14 protein-coding genes are annotated in these 14,065 nt (G+C 67.6%); 3 read left to right on the forward strand and 11 right to left on the reverse strand.

From position 1 onward, the window contains the following. Positions 1–28: 28 nt before the first annotated feature. From QKY98_RS10510 to aroC, 11 genes are all read right to left on the reverse strand, one after another. Entirely contained in the window at positions 29–829 is an 801-nt protein-coding gene (locus QKY98_RS10510; RefSeq protein WP_027599879.1) for a transglutaminase family protein, read from the reverse strand. Continuing rightward, positions 826–1,779: an alpha-E domain-containing protein gene (locus tag QKY98_RS10515; protein ID WP_007159008.1), complete on the reverse strand. Its 954-nt coding sequence runs from the start codon at positions 1,777–1,779 to the stop codon at positions 826–828. The genes QKY98_RS10510 and QKY98_RS10515 overlap by 4 nt, the downstream gene beginning before the upstream one ends. Before the next feature lie 62 nt (positions 1,780–1,841). Continuing rightward, entirely contained in the window at positions 1,842–3,251 is a 1,410-nt protein-coding gene (locus tag QKY98_RS10520) for a circularly permuted type 2 ATP-grasp protein (protein WP_007159009.1), read from the reverse strand. A 257-nt stretch (positions 3,252–3,508) separates the two neighbouring features. Further along, the gene (locus QKY98_RS10525) at positions 3,509–3,850 is read right to left on the reverse strand and encodes a ribonuclease E inhibitor RraB (protein ID WP_007159010.1); all 342 of its coding nucleotides are present in this window, start codon (positions 3,848–3,850) and stop codon (positions 3,509–3,511) included. 104 nt (positions 3,851–3,954) lie between these two features. Continuing rightward, positions 3,955–4,806, reverse strand: a complete 852-nt coding sequence (gene speE / locus QKY98_RS10530) for a polyamine aminopropyltransferase (protein WP_027599880.1) — start codon at positions 4,804–4,806, stop codon at positions 3,955–3,957. A gap of 96 nt (positions 4,807–4,902) precedes the next feature. Continuing rightward, positions 4,903–5,115, reverse strand: a complete 213-nt coding sequence (locus tag QKY98_RS10535) for a PLD nuclease N-terminal domain-containing protein (RefSeq protein ID WP_026083979.1) — start codon at positions 5,113–5,115, stop codon at positions 4,903–4,905. Positions 5,116–5,220: 105 nt separating this feature from the next. Continuing rightward, positions 5,221–5,907 (reverse strand): acireductone synthase, encoded by a 687-nt coding sequence (mtnC, locus tag QKY98_RS10540; protein ID WP_284670829.1) that lies wholly within the window; start codon positions 5,905–5,907, stop codon positions 5,221–5,223. Then, entirely contained in the window at positions 5,904–6,455 is a 552-nt protein-coding gene (locus tag QKY98_RS10545; protein ID WP_027599882.1) for a 1,2-dihydroxy-3-keto-5-methylthiopentene dioxygenase, read from the reverse strand. The genes mtnC and QKY98_RS10545 overlap by 4 nt, the downstream gene beginning before the upstream one ends. Further along, a complete protein-coding gene (locus QKY98_RS10550) occupies positions 6,452–7,066 on the reverse strand; it encodes a methylthioribulose 1-phosphate dehydratase (RefSeq protein WP_284670830.1) in 615 nt (204 codons plus the stop codon). The genes QKY98_RS10545 and QKY98_RS10550 overlap by 4 nt, the downstream gene beginning before the upstream one ends. Positions 7,067–7,189: 123 nt before the next feature. Beyond that, positions 7,190–8,353, reverse strand: coding sequence for an MFS transporter (locus tag QKY98_RS10555; protein ID WP_027599884.1), 1,164 nt, complete (start codon positions 8,351–8,353; stop codon positions 7,190–7,192). Between the two features lie 14 nt (positions 8,354–8,367). Beyond that, the gene (gene aroC, locus QKY98_RS10560; RefSeq protein ID WP_027599885.1) at positions 8,368–9,459 is read right to left on the reverse strand and encodes a chorismate synthase; all 1,092 of its coding nucleotides are present in this window, start codon (positions 9,457–9,459) and stop codon (positions 8,368–8,370) included. A gap of 135 nt (positions 9,460–9,594) precedes the next feature. On the opposite strand from aroC, the gene QKY98_RS10565 reads away from it, so the two are divergent. From QKY98_RS10565 to QKY98_RS10575, 3 genes are all read left to right on the forward strand, one after another. Then, positions 9,595–10,563 carry an alpha/beta hydrolase gene (locus QKY98_RS10565; protein WP_284670831.1) on the forward strand — a complete coding sequence of 323 codons (969 nt, stop codon included), beginning with the start codon at positions 9,595–9,597 and terminating at the stop codon, positions 10,561–10,563. A gap of 43 nt (positions 10,564–10,606) precedes the next feature. Then, complete coding sequence (locus QKY98_RS10570; protein ID WP_027599887.1) at positions 10,607–11,386, forward strand: hypothetical protein; 780 nt, start codon at positions 10,607–10,609, stop codon at positions 11,384–11,386. Positions 11,387–11,531: 145 nt separating this feature from the next. After that, positions 11,532–13,910, forward strand: a complete 2,379-nt coding sequence (locus tag QKY98_RS10575) for a penicillin acylase family protein (RefSeq protein ID WP_284670832.1) — start codon at positions 11,532–11,534, stop codon at positions 13,908–13,910. The last annotated feature ends 155 nt before the right edge of the window (positions 13,911–14,065 follow it).

The following is a 14,065-nucleotide window of genomic DNA, read 5'->3' on the forward strand; positions in this document are numbered from 1 at the left end:
CCTTTTCGTCTGCTATGGGCAGCGCCGATTATTGCTGTTGCTGCGCCTGCTGCAAGGGCTCGACCAGCACCCTGGCCTCCATGTGCTCCACCCCGCCGCCGCGGCGCATGCCGCGCACGGGACAGGCGTCCAGGTAGTCCAGACCGATGGCCAGCCGTAGGTGCCGCTCCGGCCGGGCCAGGCGATTGGTGACGTCGTAGCTGTACCAGGCGCCGTCATGCCAGGCTTCCGCCCAGGCGTGGCTGGAGAGGTGCGCGCTGTCGTCGGTGCACAGATAGCCGGACACATAGCGCGCCGGGATGCCGAGGCTGCGGGCGCAGGCCAGGAAGGCATGGGCATGGTCCTGGCACACCCCGGCGCCCTTGGCGAAGGCCTGGGCGGCATTGCCGTCCACCTCGGTAGAGCCGGGCACATAGGTCATGCGCTCGTGCAGGCGCTCCATCAGCTGGATAAGGGTGTCGCGATCGCGGCGACCGTCGCAGACCTCGCGGGCGAAGGCGGTCAGCGCCTCGTCGGCCTCGGTCAGCCGGGTCTGGCGCAGGAAGGGAAAGGCCGAGGCCTGGCAGGGTTCCGCCTCGAAGGTCTCGTCGATCTCCACCTGGCCGCTGGCGGTGATGGTGATGGCGTCGTGCGGCGTATCCAGGGTCAGCACATGCAGGATGTTGCCGAAGGGATCGCGCTGCGCCCGCGCCGGCCGTGGCAAGGCCAGCTCCCAGCCGAGGATCCGCTGACGGGCGTCGTCCTGGGGCGTGAGCCGCAAGTACTGGATGCTCGCGCGTACCTGGTCTGCGTAGCGATACAGGGTTTCGTGATGAATCGCGAGTCTCATACGGTCTCCAGGTAAGCGGTATTGATGGCGCTGCCGAGCTGGCGGACATGGACGATGAAGTCGCCGATCCAGGCATGGAGTCCTTCTTCGAGCACCTCGTCGATGCTGGTATAGCGCAGCCGCGCCTCGAGACCGGCCGCCAGGCGCTTGGCCTCGCGGCCGTTCTCGCCGGGCAGACTGGCCAGCACCCGGTGCAGTTCGATCACGCAGGCCAGCAGCGAGCGCGGCAGGTCTTCCTGCAACAGCAGCAGTTCGGCGCCATTGCGCACGTTGAGTGCATCGCGATAGAGCTCGGTGTAGGCCTCGAAGGCGCTAAGGGCGCGCAACAGGGCGCTCCACTGATAGAAGCCGCGGGCGGAGGCGTCGCTGATGGCTTCCGCCTCCTCTTCCCCCAGTACCTGGTAGCGGGCGTCGAGCATGCGCAGGGTGTTGTCGGCGCGCTCGACGAAGGTGCCCAGGCGGATGAAGCGATAGGCGTCGTTTCTCATGATGGTGCCGACGGTGGCGCCGCGGAACAGGTGGGAGCGCTCCTTGACCCATTCGCAGAAGCGGCTGATGCCGAAGCGGATCAGACCGGTGACGGCAATCTCGCGCATCTCCAGCCAGGTGGAGTTGACGTTCTCCCACATGTCGGCGGTGATGCGTCCACGCACCGCGTGGGCATTGCTGCGCGCGGCCTGCAGGCAGCAATAGATGCTGCCGGGGTTGCGCTCGTCCAGGGCGAAGAAATGCAGCAGGCGCTCGGGGTGCAGAGCGCCGTGCTTTTCCCGGTAGTCATCCAGGGTGCCGGTGATGAGCAGCGGCATGGCCAGCTCGTCCAGGCCTCCGCCCTGCCCGCTCTGCGGCATCATCGACAGCGAATAGCTGACGTCCAGCATCCGCGCGAGATTCTCGGCGCGCTCCAGGTTGCGGGACATCCAGTACAGATCGGCAGCGGTACGACTCAACATGGTGGGGTCGCCTTTCAAAGGTCCTTGCGAGGCCGCCGGGGCGGCCACTGTTCTGTGGCGATCTAGTCCTGCACCACCCAGGTGTCCTTGGTGCCACCGCCCTGGGAGGAATTCACCACCAGCGAACCTTCGCGCAGGGCGACCCGGGTCAGGCCACCGGGCACCAGGCGCGTCTTGCGACCGGACAGCACGAAGGGCCGCAGGTCGATGTGCCGCGGCGCGATGCCGTTCTCGACGAAGGTCGGGCAAGTGGACAGCGACAGGGTGGGCTGGGCGATGTAGGCGCTGGGATTGGCCTTGAGCCGGGCGCGGAAGGCTTCGATCTCCATGCTGCTGGCGGTGGGGCCGACCAGCATGCCGTAGCCGCCGGAGCCATGGACTTCCTTGACCACCAGCTCGGGCAGGTTGGCCAGCACATGGGACAGTTCGTCCGGCTTGCGACACTGCCAGGTGGGCACGTTGTAGAGGATCGGCTCTTCGCTGAGATAGAAGCGGATCATCTCCGGGACATAGGGATAGATCGACTTGTCGTCGGCCACTCCGGTGCCGATGGCATTGGCCAGGATGACGTTGCCGGCGCGATAGGCCGCCAGCAGGCCAGGGACGCCAAGCAGAGAATCCGGATTGAAGGCCAGGGGATCGAGGAAGGCGTCGTCGAGGCGGCGATAGATTACGTCGACCTTCTGGAAGCCCGAGGTGGTGCGCATGAACACCTGTTCGTCGCGTACCAGCAGATCGGCGCCCTCCACCAGCTCCACGCCCATCTCCCGGGCCAGGAAGGCATGCTCGAAGTAGGCGCTGTTGAAGCGACCCGGGGTGAGCACCGCCACCGTGGGGTTGTTGACTGGGGTGGAACTGCGCAGGGTGTCGAGCAGCAGATTCGGATAGTGGTCGATGGGCGCGATGCGCTCCAGGGTGAACAGCTCGGGAAACAGCCGCATCATCATCTTGCGGTTCTCGAGCATGTAGGACACCCCGCTGGGGGTGCGCAGGTTGTCTTCCAGCACGTAGTAGGCACCGTCGCCATCGCGCACCAGGTCGACCCCGGCGATATGGGCATAGATGCCATTGGGCAGGTCCAGCCCCTGCATCGCCAGCTGGTACTGATCGTTGGCCAGCACCTGCTCGGCGGGAATGACCCCCGCCTTGATGATGCGCTGGTCGTGATAGAGGTCGTGGAGAAAGAGATTCAGCGCCTGGACGCGCTGGATGCAGCCGCGCTCGATGATCTGCCATTCGCTGGCGGGAATGGCCCGCGGTAGCGCATCGAAGGGAATCAGGCGCTCCGTGCCCTGCTCGTCGCCATAGAGGGTGAAGGTGATACCGGCGCGATGAAACAGCAGGTCGGCTTCACGCCGCCGCTGGGCCAGGAGTTCCGGGGGTGTCTCGCTCAGCCATTGCGCATAGCGACCATAGTGCGGTCGGCATTGCGCCTGGACGTCATACATCTCGTTATACAGTTGGCGGCTCATGCCGATCTCCTTGTCACCCACGGTGCAGCTTCGCAAGCCGCGTGCCAGCGCAAGAGGCTTGTAGATCAAGCTCTTGCGCGGCATCGGGTCGCGCGGTGCACCAAAGCCAGGCACGTAAGCGTGCGCATGCACCGCAACGTTTCCGTCATGAGCCTAAGACGGTGCGGCGGGCGGAAAGTGCGATGATTGAGCGGCGGGGTGATTTCAGAGGGTGAGACGGGCATCCCCGGCGGGATGCCGCCTCGGCAGGGCTTGGATCAGGCAGAGCTGCGGCTGACTTCCTGGGTCACGCCCCAGCCGTCGAGCTGGCCGCCCAGGGGCACCACCACCGCTTCCAGATCGCTTTCGAAATCGTCGATGGTGGCGTGGGTGGCGAACATCACCTTGCTGACCTGCAGATGCCAACCCCCCTCTTCGTGCGGCATCACCTGGGCATTGAGGGACTCGCCGTGAAACTGGTCCGCAGCGATGCGGGCCTTGCCTTCATCGGCGAAGATGGCGAAGAAGTCGATTGGATGGAAGCGGGCGAAATCGAAGCCGCCCTCCTTCATCCGCTGCAGCAGGTTCAAGCTCACATCATCGGCAAACGACAAGGACATAGGACAACCCTCCTCTGGTTCGGATGATCTTCTCGCCGAAGCGTCGCTACCGACGTCCGGCGAGTCGCGGCTGAAAACTCGAACGGTGCCGCGACCGCCAGGGCTTACGCCTTGCCGATGGCCTCCAGCACGTATCGAGGTAGAGCAAAGGCAGCAGCATGCAGCTCCGGGGTGTAGTAACGGGTCTGGATGCCTGTATCACTGTAGCGCTGCGCCAGGGTTTCGGCATCTTGCCGACGCAAGGTCACGTCCTTGCTGCCCCAGGCGAGGGTCATGACGCCCCCTATGTAGGTAGGCACCGCTGACAGATAAAAGTGCCAGTCGGCGAACAGCCCGGACATCCGGCCGGCAGTGGTCCTGACCTCGTCCAGTTGCAGGAAGGGGGTACCGTTCTGGGCCACCATCACGCCGCCCTCGTTCAGGCAGCGATGGCAGGCCTGGTAGAAGTTTTCCGAGAACAGCACCTCGGCCGGGCCGATGGGATCGGTCGAGTCGGAGATGATGACGTCGTAGCGCTCGGTGGTGTTGGCGACGAAGTTCATGCCGTCGTCGATCACCAGATTCAGCCGCGGATCCTCGAAGGCACCCGCGGAATGGCCGGGGAAGTGCTCCTTGCACATCTCCACCACCGAACCGTCGATCTCGACCATGGTGATGTGCTCGACCCCCTGGTGCTTGGCCACTTCGCGCAGGATGCCGCCGTCGCCGCCGCCGATGATGAGCACCCGCTTGGGCGCCGGATGGGCCAGCAGGGGCACGTGGGTGAGCATCTCGTGATAGATGAATTCGTCGGCCTCGGTGGTCTGGATCACGCCATCCAGGGCCATGACCTTGCCCAGCACGGCGTTCTGGAAGATCACCAGGTGCTGATGCTCGGTGCGCACCTCGTGCAGCATGCGCTCGACGGTGAAGCGCTGGCCATAGCCGTCGTAGAGGGTTTCCAGGTAGTCGCTCATGTCGATCTCCGCAGGTGGCAGGCCGAGACGAGCAATGCCCGGCCAAAAGCCGGGCATTGTAAGAGCTGGATGTGACAGGCTCCAGTGTTGTGCTGGCTAACCCTTGTGGGTGGGCGCGGTGGCCGAGCGATTGCCGCGCGGGCCGGCGGCCGCCCAGGCGATCAGGCCGATCACCGGCAGCACGATGATGAGCACGGTCCAGCCGATCTTGGCGTTGCTGGTGCTGTCACTGCGGATGACGTTGACGATGGCCCAGATGTCGAGCAGGAAGACGATGAAGCCCAGTACACCGCCAATGGTGGAATTGATCATGTCGCGACTCCCGTTGCGAGGACACAGGTCTCGTCAATTGGGACTGGCAAGAGCGGCGTCGAGTTCGGCCGGCTCGCTTGGCAGCGGCGCCGGCTATGAGCTTCAGCTGAAGGCCGCGAGATCGATGTCGGCGAAGGACGCCACGCACGGATGATCGCCGAGCTGGCCACCGGCACGCACCAGGCCACAGGTCGGCAGACCCGCCTGGCGCGCGGCATCCAGCTCTTCCACCACGTCGGAAAGAAACAGCAGGTCCGCCGGCTCGTGGGTGGTGGCCGAGGCAATGCGCGCATAGGACGCGGCGTCGCGCTTGCCGCCGGTCAGGGTATCGAAATACCCGGAAAACAAAGGGGAGAGGTCGCCGTGCTCCGAGCAGCCGAAGATCAGCTTCTGCGCCTGTATCGAGCCCGAGGAATAGACGTACAGCGGCAGCCCGGCCGCGTGCCACTGGCGCAGCGCCTGGACCGCGTCGGGATAGACGTGCCCCTTGAGGGTGCCGGCGCGATAGCCCTGCTCCCACACCTGCCCCTGCAGGGCCTTGAGCGGGGTGGCCTTGCGGTCGGTGGCGATCCATTCCAGGAGGATGGCGATCACCCGCTCCACGTCGGCGTCCAGCTCGCCGGCTTCGGCGCGCACGGCGTCGAGCTGCTCGGCCACCGCCGGCTCCCCGGCCTGGGCGCGCACCAGCGCCGGCAGGTGCTCGCGGGCATAGGGAAAGAGCACGTCGAAGACGAAGCTGACGGCGCTGGTGGTGCCTTCGATATCGGTGAGGATGGCCTTGATCGTCACGCCTCGACCTCCAGGCGCGGGAAGCGCTGGGCGATGTCGACGCCGGTGAAGTGGGCCACCCAGCCGTCGGGATTGTCGAACAGGCGAATGGCGACAAAGGACGGCGACTCGCTCATGTCGAACCAGTGCGGGGTGCCGGCCGGCACCGAGATGAGGTCGTCCTTCTCGCAGAGCACGGCGTAGACGTGATCGTCGATGTGCAGGGTGAAGAGCCCCTGCCCGGCGACGAAGAAGCGCACCTCGTCCTCGTTGTGCCGGTGCTCTTCGAGGAACTTGGCGCGCAGCGCCTCCTTCTGCGGATGCTCGGGATGCATGCTGATGACGTCGACGGTCTGGTAGCCGCGCTCCTGGATGAGGCGATCGATCTCCGGCCGGTAGGCGGCGATCACCTCTTCCTGGCTGGCGCCGGGTGCCACCGGGGCGGTGGCCTGCCAGCGCTCGAAACGCACCCCGACCTCGGCCAGGGTGGCGGCGATGTGCTCGCCATCGCTGATCACCTTCAGCGGCTGGCGCGGTTCGGCATCGTGGTAGACGGTCAGTCGGCTCATGGACGCAGGCTCCGGGTCTTGAGTTCGCATTCGAAGAGGAATTCGAAGGCTTCCACGTGGCGCAGGGCATCGGCCATGCGCGGGCCCCAAGTATAGAGGCCGTGTCCGCGGATCAGGTACCCCACGCAGTCGGGGTGCACGTTCAGCCAGGTCTGCACCTTGTCGGCCAGGCGCGGGATGTCCTGGTCGTTGTCGAACACCGGGATTTCCACCCGCACCTCGTGGGTGGTGACGCCGTGCAGGGCCTTTTGCAATTCGTAGCCGTCCAGCAGCAGGCGATCCCCCTCGAGCTGGCGCGAGAGCACCGTCGAGTTCACCGAATGGGTGTGCAGCACGGCACCGATCTCCGGCTGCCAGCGATAGAGCTGGGTGTGCAGCGCGGTTTCCGCGGACGGCTTCTTGGCCTCCAGCGGCGTGCCATCGAGATCGGTGGCGAGGATGTCGTCCAGCTCCAGCTGGCCCTTGTGCTTGCCGGACACGGTCAGCAACAGGCGGCTGTCGGACAGCCGCACCGAATAGTTGCTGCTGGTGGCCGGCGACCAGCCGCGGCCATAGAGGAAGCGACCGGCATCGATGATTTCCCGGGCCAGTTGCTCACGCTGCTGGATCATGGAGGGTTCTCCTTGGTTCTGTACGAAAAGTCGCCGAGCGACGGTCAGGCGAGGCGAAAAACGCTGAGGAAGCGGAGTTTACGAGAGGTAAATGAGCATTCCGAAGTGTTTTTCAACGAAGCATCACCGAGCGCAGGCACTTTTCGTACTGGACCTAACGGACAAGAGGATGAGGAAGGCCCCCGCCAGCGCCGCCAGGGAGGCGCCGGCAAAGGCGGCAAGGGCACCGGACACCTGCCAGGCATAGCCAGCATACAGCGCGCCGAGCGCCCCGCCAGCCCCGGACAGGGCGGCATAGAGCGACTGGGCCTGGCCCTGGCGGCGGCGGTCGAAATGGGACTGGACGAACTGGATGGCGGCGGCATGGAAGCAGCCGAAGGTGGCCGCATGCAGCAACTGGGCGAACAGCAGCACCGCCAGGTGATCGGCCAGGGCGCCCAGCAGCAACCAGCGCCCGGCGGCGATGAGAAAGGCGGCTACCAGCAGGGTGTTGAGCGCCAGCCGCGCCAGCAGCTGCGGCATCACCAGGAAGATCAGCACCTCGGCGACCACCCCCAGCGACCAGAGCTGGCCGATGACGCCGCGGCCATAGCCGAGGTCTTCCAGGTGCAGGGTGAAGACCGTGTAATAAGGACCGTGGGACAGCTGCATCAGCGCCGCGGCGAGGAAGAAGGCCAGCACCCGTGGCTGGCGCAGGGTGGTCAGGAAGGGCTCGGCCGGCGCCTCGGGGCGCTGGCCCGGATCGACCTTGACCCCCGGCACCGCCAGCGAGGCGAGCAGGATGATCGCCATCACCAGCAGCAGATAGGCCGGGTAGAGATCCAGACTGACGTATTCGAAGGCCCAGCCGAGTCCCGCCACCGCGGCAATGAAGCCGATGGAGCCCCAGAGGCGGATACGCCCATAGCGCTGTGGCTGGTCGCGCAGGTGGGCCAGGGTGATGGCTTCGAACTGCGGCAGCACCGCATGCCAGAAGAAGGCATGTCCGGCCATGATCAGCGCCAGCCAGGCGAAGCCCTGGCCCAGGTAGATGCCGGAAAAGCACAGCAGGGTGCAGGCGGCGCCCAGGCGGACGATGCTCAGCCGGCGGCCGGTGCGATCGGCCAGCCAGCCCCAGAGATTGGGCGCCAGCACCCGCATCAACATGGGGATGGCCACCAGTTGGCCGATGGCGGTGCCGGAAAAGCCCAGGTGGTGGAAGTACAGCCCCAGGTAGGGCGCCGTGGCCCCCAGCAGCGCGAAGTAGGCGAAATAGAAGCCCGACAGCCGCCAATAGGGAACCGGCATCGTCCGTCCGCTGATCAGAGTTGCGGTAGGACGGGCGTGCCCACCCGCACCTCGGCGTTCTGGGCGCGGTGACGCAAGAGGTGATCCATCAGCACCAGGGCCATCATCGCCTCGGCGATGGGCGTGGCGCGGATGCCCACGCAGGGATCGTGGCGACCCTTGGTGATGATATCCACCGGTTGGCCGTGGACGTCGATGGAACGCCCCGGGGTGGTGATGCTGGAGGTGGCCTTCAGCGCCAGGTGGGCGACGATGGGCTGGCCGGAGGAGATGCCGCCGAGTACGCCACCGGCGTTGTTGGACAGGAAGCCTTCCGGGGTCAGTTCGTCCCGGTGCTCGGTGCCGCGCTGGGCGACGCTGGCGAAACCGGCACCGATCTCGACGCCCTTCACCGCGTTGACGCTCATCAGCGCATAGGCCAGCTCGGCGTCGAGGCGATCGAAGATCGGCTCGCCCAGCCCCGGCGGCACGCCGTCGGCAACCACGGTGATGCGCGCACCCACAGAATCCTGATCGCGGCGCAGCTGGTCCATGTAGGCCTCCAGCTCCGGCACCCGGTCCGGATCGGGGCTGAAGAAGGCGTTCTCTTCCACGCTGTCCCAGGTCTTGAAGGGGATCTCGATGGGACCCAGCTGGCTCATGTAGCCGCGCACCCGGATGCCCTGGGTGGCCAGGTACTTCTTGGCGATGGCACCCGCCGCCACGCGCATGGCGGTCTCCCGCGCCGAGCTGCGACCGCCGCCGCGGTAGTCGCGCAGGCCGTACTTGTGGTGGTAGGCGTAGTCGGCATGGGCCGGGCGGAACAGGTCCTTGATCGCCGAGTAATCCTTGGACTTCTGGTCGGTGTTGCGGATCAGCAGGCCGATGGGGGTACCGGTGGTGACGCCTTCGAAGACCCCGGAAAGGATCTCCACCTCGTCCGCTTCCTGGCGCTGGGTGGTGTGGCGGCTGGTACCGGGCTTGCGCCGATCCAGGTCGCGCTGCAGGTCGGCGAGGTCCAGGGGCAGTCCGGGTGGGCAACCGTCGACGATGGCGACCAGCGCCGGGCCATGGCTTTCGCCGGCGGTGGTGACGGTAAACAGCGTGCCGAGGGTATTGCCGGACATGCGAGGGCTCCGCGCTACGGGTGAAAGGTATAGATTCAAATTGGGAATGGGCGATTTTACACGCGCCGTGGTCTTTTACACGGATTGTGTGCGGGATAGGCCCCCACACCCCAGCTCTCCGGTGCCCTTCCCGCCATGCGTCTGCTGTTCTCCCTGCTGCTGTACCTCGCCCTGCCCGCCCTCGCCACGGCGGCCGATCCCGTGCTCTATCGTCCCCTCCAGCTCGACACCGGCAGCGGTGTGCTCAAGGGCAGTCTGATCCTGCCCCGTAGCGACAGGCCGCAACCGGTGGTGCTCTTCGTTTCCGGCTCGGGGCCCATCGATCGCAACGGCAACGCCCCCGGCGCGCGCAACGCGGCCCTGCAGCGGCTGGCCGAGGCCCTGGGCCGGCAGCGGATCGCCAGCGTGCGCTTCGACAAGCGCGGCGTGGCCGAGAGTCGCAGCGCCGAGCCGGACGAGAGTCGCCTCAGCGTGGAGCGCTATGTCGACGACCTGGTCGGCTGGATCCGGCTGCTGCGCGCCGATCCGCGCTTTTCCACGGTGATCCTGCTCGGCCACAGCGAAGGCGCCCTGATCGCCAGTCTGGCCGCCGACCGGGTGCCGGTCGCCGGGGTGGTGACCCTGGCCGGCAGCGGCCGGCCCATCGACGTGGTGCTGCGCGAGCAGTTGGCGGGCAAGCTGTCGCCAGCCGGCCTGGCCAGTGCCCAGTGGATCATCGACCAGTTGCTGCGCGGCACCCCGGTGCCCGAGGTACCGAAGGAATTGCTGGTGCTGTTCCGCCCCAGCGTCCAGCCCTATCTGATCTCGCTGTTCCGCCAGGATCCGGCCAGGGCCTTCGCCGGCATCCACGCCCCGGCGCTGATCGTCCAGGGCACCCATGACATCCAGGTGGAGGTCGACGATGCCCGCGCCCTGCAGCGCGCCAAACCGGATGCGGAACTGGCCATCATTGCCGGCATGAACCATATGCTGCGCATCACCCCGGCGGACTTCCAGGCGCAACTGCCCAGCTACGACAATCCCAACTTGCCCCTGGCCCGCGCGCTGGTCGAGCGCGTGACCACCTTCGTCGCGCGCTCAGGTTCCTCGCGCGCCGGCCGATAAGCCAGCAAAGGCGCCCAGGCGGCGCACCCGCTGGAGCCCGTCCGTGGAAACCCCCGATCACGCATCACCGGCCGTCGAGGCCGCACCCAACGAGCCCCATCCCTGGGCCAGCCTGCCGCCGGAGCGCTTTCAGCTGCTGCGGCTGATGCCGCAGCCGGCGGATCGCCGGGTCGGCGCGCGCCCGCTGCGCTTCGTGCAACTCGGCCTGGTCGAGCGCCATGGTGACGAGGAAAGCCTGCTGCGGCTGACGGTGCAGATTCCCGGTCAGCTGCTGCACCGCGAGGTGAACGTGCTGGAGGTCTGGGTCGACCATCGCCAAGGCGAAATCCGCCTCGGCCCGGAGCGCGGTCTGCAGATCGAGCCGGAAGAACGCGGCCTGGGACGCTTCCTGCTGGCGCGGGCGGCCGCCTGGGCACGCCTGCGCTGGAGCCACTACCGGGTGCAGGACCTGCCCCTGGCGCGCCGCGACGCCCTCGACGAAGACAGCCGCAAGCGCCGCGACCACGTGCTCGGCGCCCAGGGCTTCACCGTCGAGACGGCGGCGGATGACGAGCGTCAGCAGCTCTGCCGGGCCGCCCGGGTCAGCCAGCTGCGCGAGGACTGGAATGCCGACAAGGTGCAGCTGCTGTCGCTGCTGGACGGTGCCACCCTGCTGGAGCAGTGCGACCGGGTGATCGACGAGCGCGATGCCAGTCTGCGCCAGCTGGAGGACCGCATCGCCCTCTATCGCCGCGATGACATCTCGCTGCGCTTCGCCATCGGCTGCCTGGCGGTGTTCTGCCTGTTCCAGGCCGCGCTGCTGATCTGGATGGCGCTGCGCTGAGCGGTCTGGTGCCGCGCCAGGCACCCTTGCCGACGACCTGTCGGCAGCGCCCAGGCGCCACCCCTCGCCCGAGGCTTGCTCCCCCGCCGGACCCTGCTAACGTAGCCACCCGTTCGCATCCATCCGCCCGGAGTGTCCGCTGTTCATGGTCTCGCCTCTCCTGTTTCGCCCGCGCGCGCCCCTGCGTCTCGCTACCCTCGGCCTGCTGACCGCCCTCGCCGGCTGCCAGTACCTCGGCGAAGAGCAGCCGACCCGCAGCCAGCCGCAACTCAAGGGCAGCCTGCCGCTGCGCGGCCTGGCGCAGACCGCCTCGGTGCGCCGCAATGCCGACGGCCAGCCGCTGATCGAGACCACCACCTTTCACGATGCCCTGTTCGCCCTCGGCTACGTCCATGCCAGCGAACGCCTGGCGCAGATGGTCGAGCTGCGCCTGCTGGCCCAGGGTCGGCTGGCCGAGGCCTACGGCGAAAGCCGCCTGGACAGCGACAGGTTCATGCGCGCCGTGGACCTGCGCAAGGCCGCCCAGGTGGCCTACGGCAACGCCTCGCCACGGATGAAGGCCTTCTTCGAGGTCTATGCCCGGGGGGTCAACGCCTATCTCTATCGCGCCGGCGAACGGGTCCAGCTGGATGGCCACGACTACCGCGCCGAATACTGGAAGGCCGAAGACAGCGCCCTGCTCTTCGAACTGCTCAACTTCGCCCAGGCGGTGGACCTGCGCAAGGAAACCGCGGCGCTGGCCCTGGCCACCCAGGTCGGTCCCGAGCGCCTGGCCTGGCTCCTGCCCACCTACCCGGACGAACCCCTGCCGGACGAGGAGACCGCCAAGCTGCGCGGCCTGAATCTGCGCGGCCAGCTGCCAGGGCTCGAAGCCCTGCTGCAGGTCCAGCGGCAACTGGCGGAGCAGGCGCCCTTCGGCGGCCCCACCGGTACCGCCTGGGCGGCCACCCCGGGGCACACCCGCAGCGGCCGCAGCCTGCTCGCGGTGGACAAGGTCAGTGCCGTCGGCCAGTCGCCCTTTACCCTGGTGACCCTGAGGGCGCCGCGCTTCGAGGCCGTGGGTACCACCCTGCCCGGTCTGCCACTGCTGCTCGACGGCTACAACGGCAAGCTGGCCTGGGGCGCCGCGACCCTGATGGGCGACAGCCAGGACCTCTACCTCGAACGCCTGCAACGCCAGGGCGGTCGCCTGCAGGTGCAGAGCGGCGGTCAGTGGCAGCCGGCCGGCGAGCGGGTGGAGACCTTTTTCGTCCGCGGTGAAAAGCCGCGGCGCGAGACGCTCTATACCAGTCCCCGCGGTCCGCTGCTGAATCTGGCCCTGGCGCCGGACGCCAACGGCTACGGCCTGGCCCTGCGCAGCAGTCGCCTGGAAGCCGACAAGAGCCTGGACGCCCTTTTCGACCTCTCCCGCGCCAAGGATGTGGAGCGCGCCTTCGAACTGGCTCGCGACCTGCGCGCCAGCGACTGGAATCTGGTGTTCGCTGATGCCGAGCACATCGGCTGGCAGGTGACCGGGCGCTATCCCAACCGCCGCAGCGGCCTGGGTCTGCTGCCCTCGCCCGGCTGGGACGAGCGCTACGCCTGGGATGGCTACGCCGATCCCATGCTGCACCCCTATGACCAGGATCCGGCCCAGGGCTGGCTGGGCGCCGCCAACCAGCGCGTGGTACCGCGTGGCTACGGCATGCAGCTGTCCAGCAACTGGTCGGGCCCCGAGCGTCAGGAGCGCCTGGCGCAACTGGCCGGCCGTTCGGCGCGCCTCGATGGCCGCGACGCCATGGCCCTGCAGCAGGACCAGACCACCACCCTGGCCGCCAAGCTCAAGACCCAGCTCGACTCCCCCGGCTTCGCCGCGCCGCTGCGCCAGGCCATCGCCGCCCTCTCGGCGGGCCAGCGCCCGCAGGCGGAAGAGGCCCTGCGGCGTCTGCAGGGCTTCGACGGCCGTCTGGCCGCCGGCTCCGGTGACGCGGCGCTCTACGAAGCCTTTCTCCAGGCCCTGGCCGAACAGACCTTCGCCGACGAGCTGGGTGGCACCAGGAGTCCGGCCTGGCAGGCCTTCACCACCCTCAGCGACACCGGCTACAACGCCATCGTCGATCACCTCCTGGCGCGTGACGACAGTCCCTACTGGGATGACGTCAGCACCGCCGCCCACGAAGACAAGCCGGCGATCTTCGCCCGCGCCCTGGCCGCGGCCGTCGCCACCTGCGAAGTCCGGCTGGGTAGCGATCGCGCCAGCTGGCAATGGGGCCGCCTGCACCGCCAGGACGGCAACGCCTATGGTGGCGACGGCTCGACCCTGGACCTGACCGCCAGTCACTGGGGCGGCAATGACCAGGTCTGGCTGGCGCCGGCGCTGCGCCTGGTGGTGGACTTCGGCCTGGCCGAACCGCTGCAGGCGAGCCAGGTCGGCACCCCGGGCAAGGGCTGGACCCGCGGGCAATACCAGAGCCTGCCGCTGCAGCCGCAGAATCTGGAGCGCGTCTATGGGCGCGACCGCCTGCTGCTGATTCCACAGAAGTAGTCCCACCGCCGGCAACCCGCGACTTGGCGCGGGTTTTGCCCCGCTTCTGACCGACCTCAGCCGGCGTCGCCCTCGTTCGCCGCGCCGCGGACCGCTGCAAAGGCGCTGTCCCGCAGGCGCCCTGGCAATGAAAGCGCCCGTTGATGGTGCCGCGC

Source organism: Pseudomonas sp. HR1 (assembly GCF_030175875.1).
Taxonomy (GTDB): Bacteria; Pseudomonadota; Gammaproteobacteria; order Pseudomonadales; family Pseudomonadaceae; genus Chryseomonas; species Chryseomonas oryzihabitans.

Excerpts from the sequence above, each read along its gene's own strand:
- QKY98_RS10510 (WP_027599879.1), bottom strand. The coding sequence starts at position 829 with ATGAGACTCGCGATTCATCACGAAACCCTGTATCGCTACGCAGACCAG.
- QKY98_RS10515 (WP_007159008.1), bottom strand. The coding sequence starts at position 1,779 with ATGTTGAGTCGTACCGCTGCCGATCTGTACTGGATGTCCCGCAACCTG.
- QKY98_RS10520 (WP_007159009.1), bottom strand. The coding sequence starts at position 3,251 with ATGAGCCGCCAACTGTATAACGAGATGTATGACGTCCAGGCGCAATGC.
- QKY98_RS10525 (WP_007159010.1), bottom strand. The coding sequence starts at position 3,850 with ATGTCCTTGTCGTTTGCCGATGATGTGAGCTTGAACCTGCTGCAGCGG.
- speE (WP_027599880.1), bottom strand. The coding sequence starts at position 4,806 with ATGAGCGACTACCTGGAAACCCTCTACGACGGCTATGGCCAGCGCTTC.
- QKY98_RS10545 (WP_027599882.1), bottom strand. The coding sequence starts at position 6,455 with ATGAGCCGACTGACCGTCTACCACGATGCCGAACCGCGCCAGCCGCTG.
- QKY98_RS10550 (WP_284670830.1), bottom strand. The coding sequence starts at position 7,066 with ATGATCCAGCAGCGTGAGCAACTGGCCCGGGAAATCATCGATGCCGGT.
- QKY98_RS10555 (WP_027599884.1), bottom strand. The coding sequence starts at position 8,353 with ATGCCGGTTCCCTATTGGCGGCTGTCGGGCTTCTATTTCGCCTACTTC.
- aroC (WP_027599885.1), bottom strand. The coding sequence starts at position 9,459 with ATGTCCGGCAATACCCTCGGCACGCTGTTTACCGTCACCACCGCCGGC.
- QKY98_RS10565 (WP_284670831.1), top strand. The coding sequence starts at position 9,595 with ATGCGTCTGCTGTTCTCCCTGCTGCTGTACCTCGCCCTGCCCGCCCTC.
- QKY98_RS10575 (WP_284670832.1), top strand. The coding sequence starts at position 11,532 with ATGGTCTCGCCTCTCCTGTTTCGCCCGCGCGCGCCCCTGCGTCTCGCT.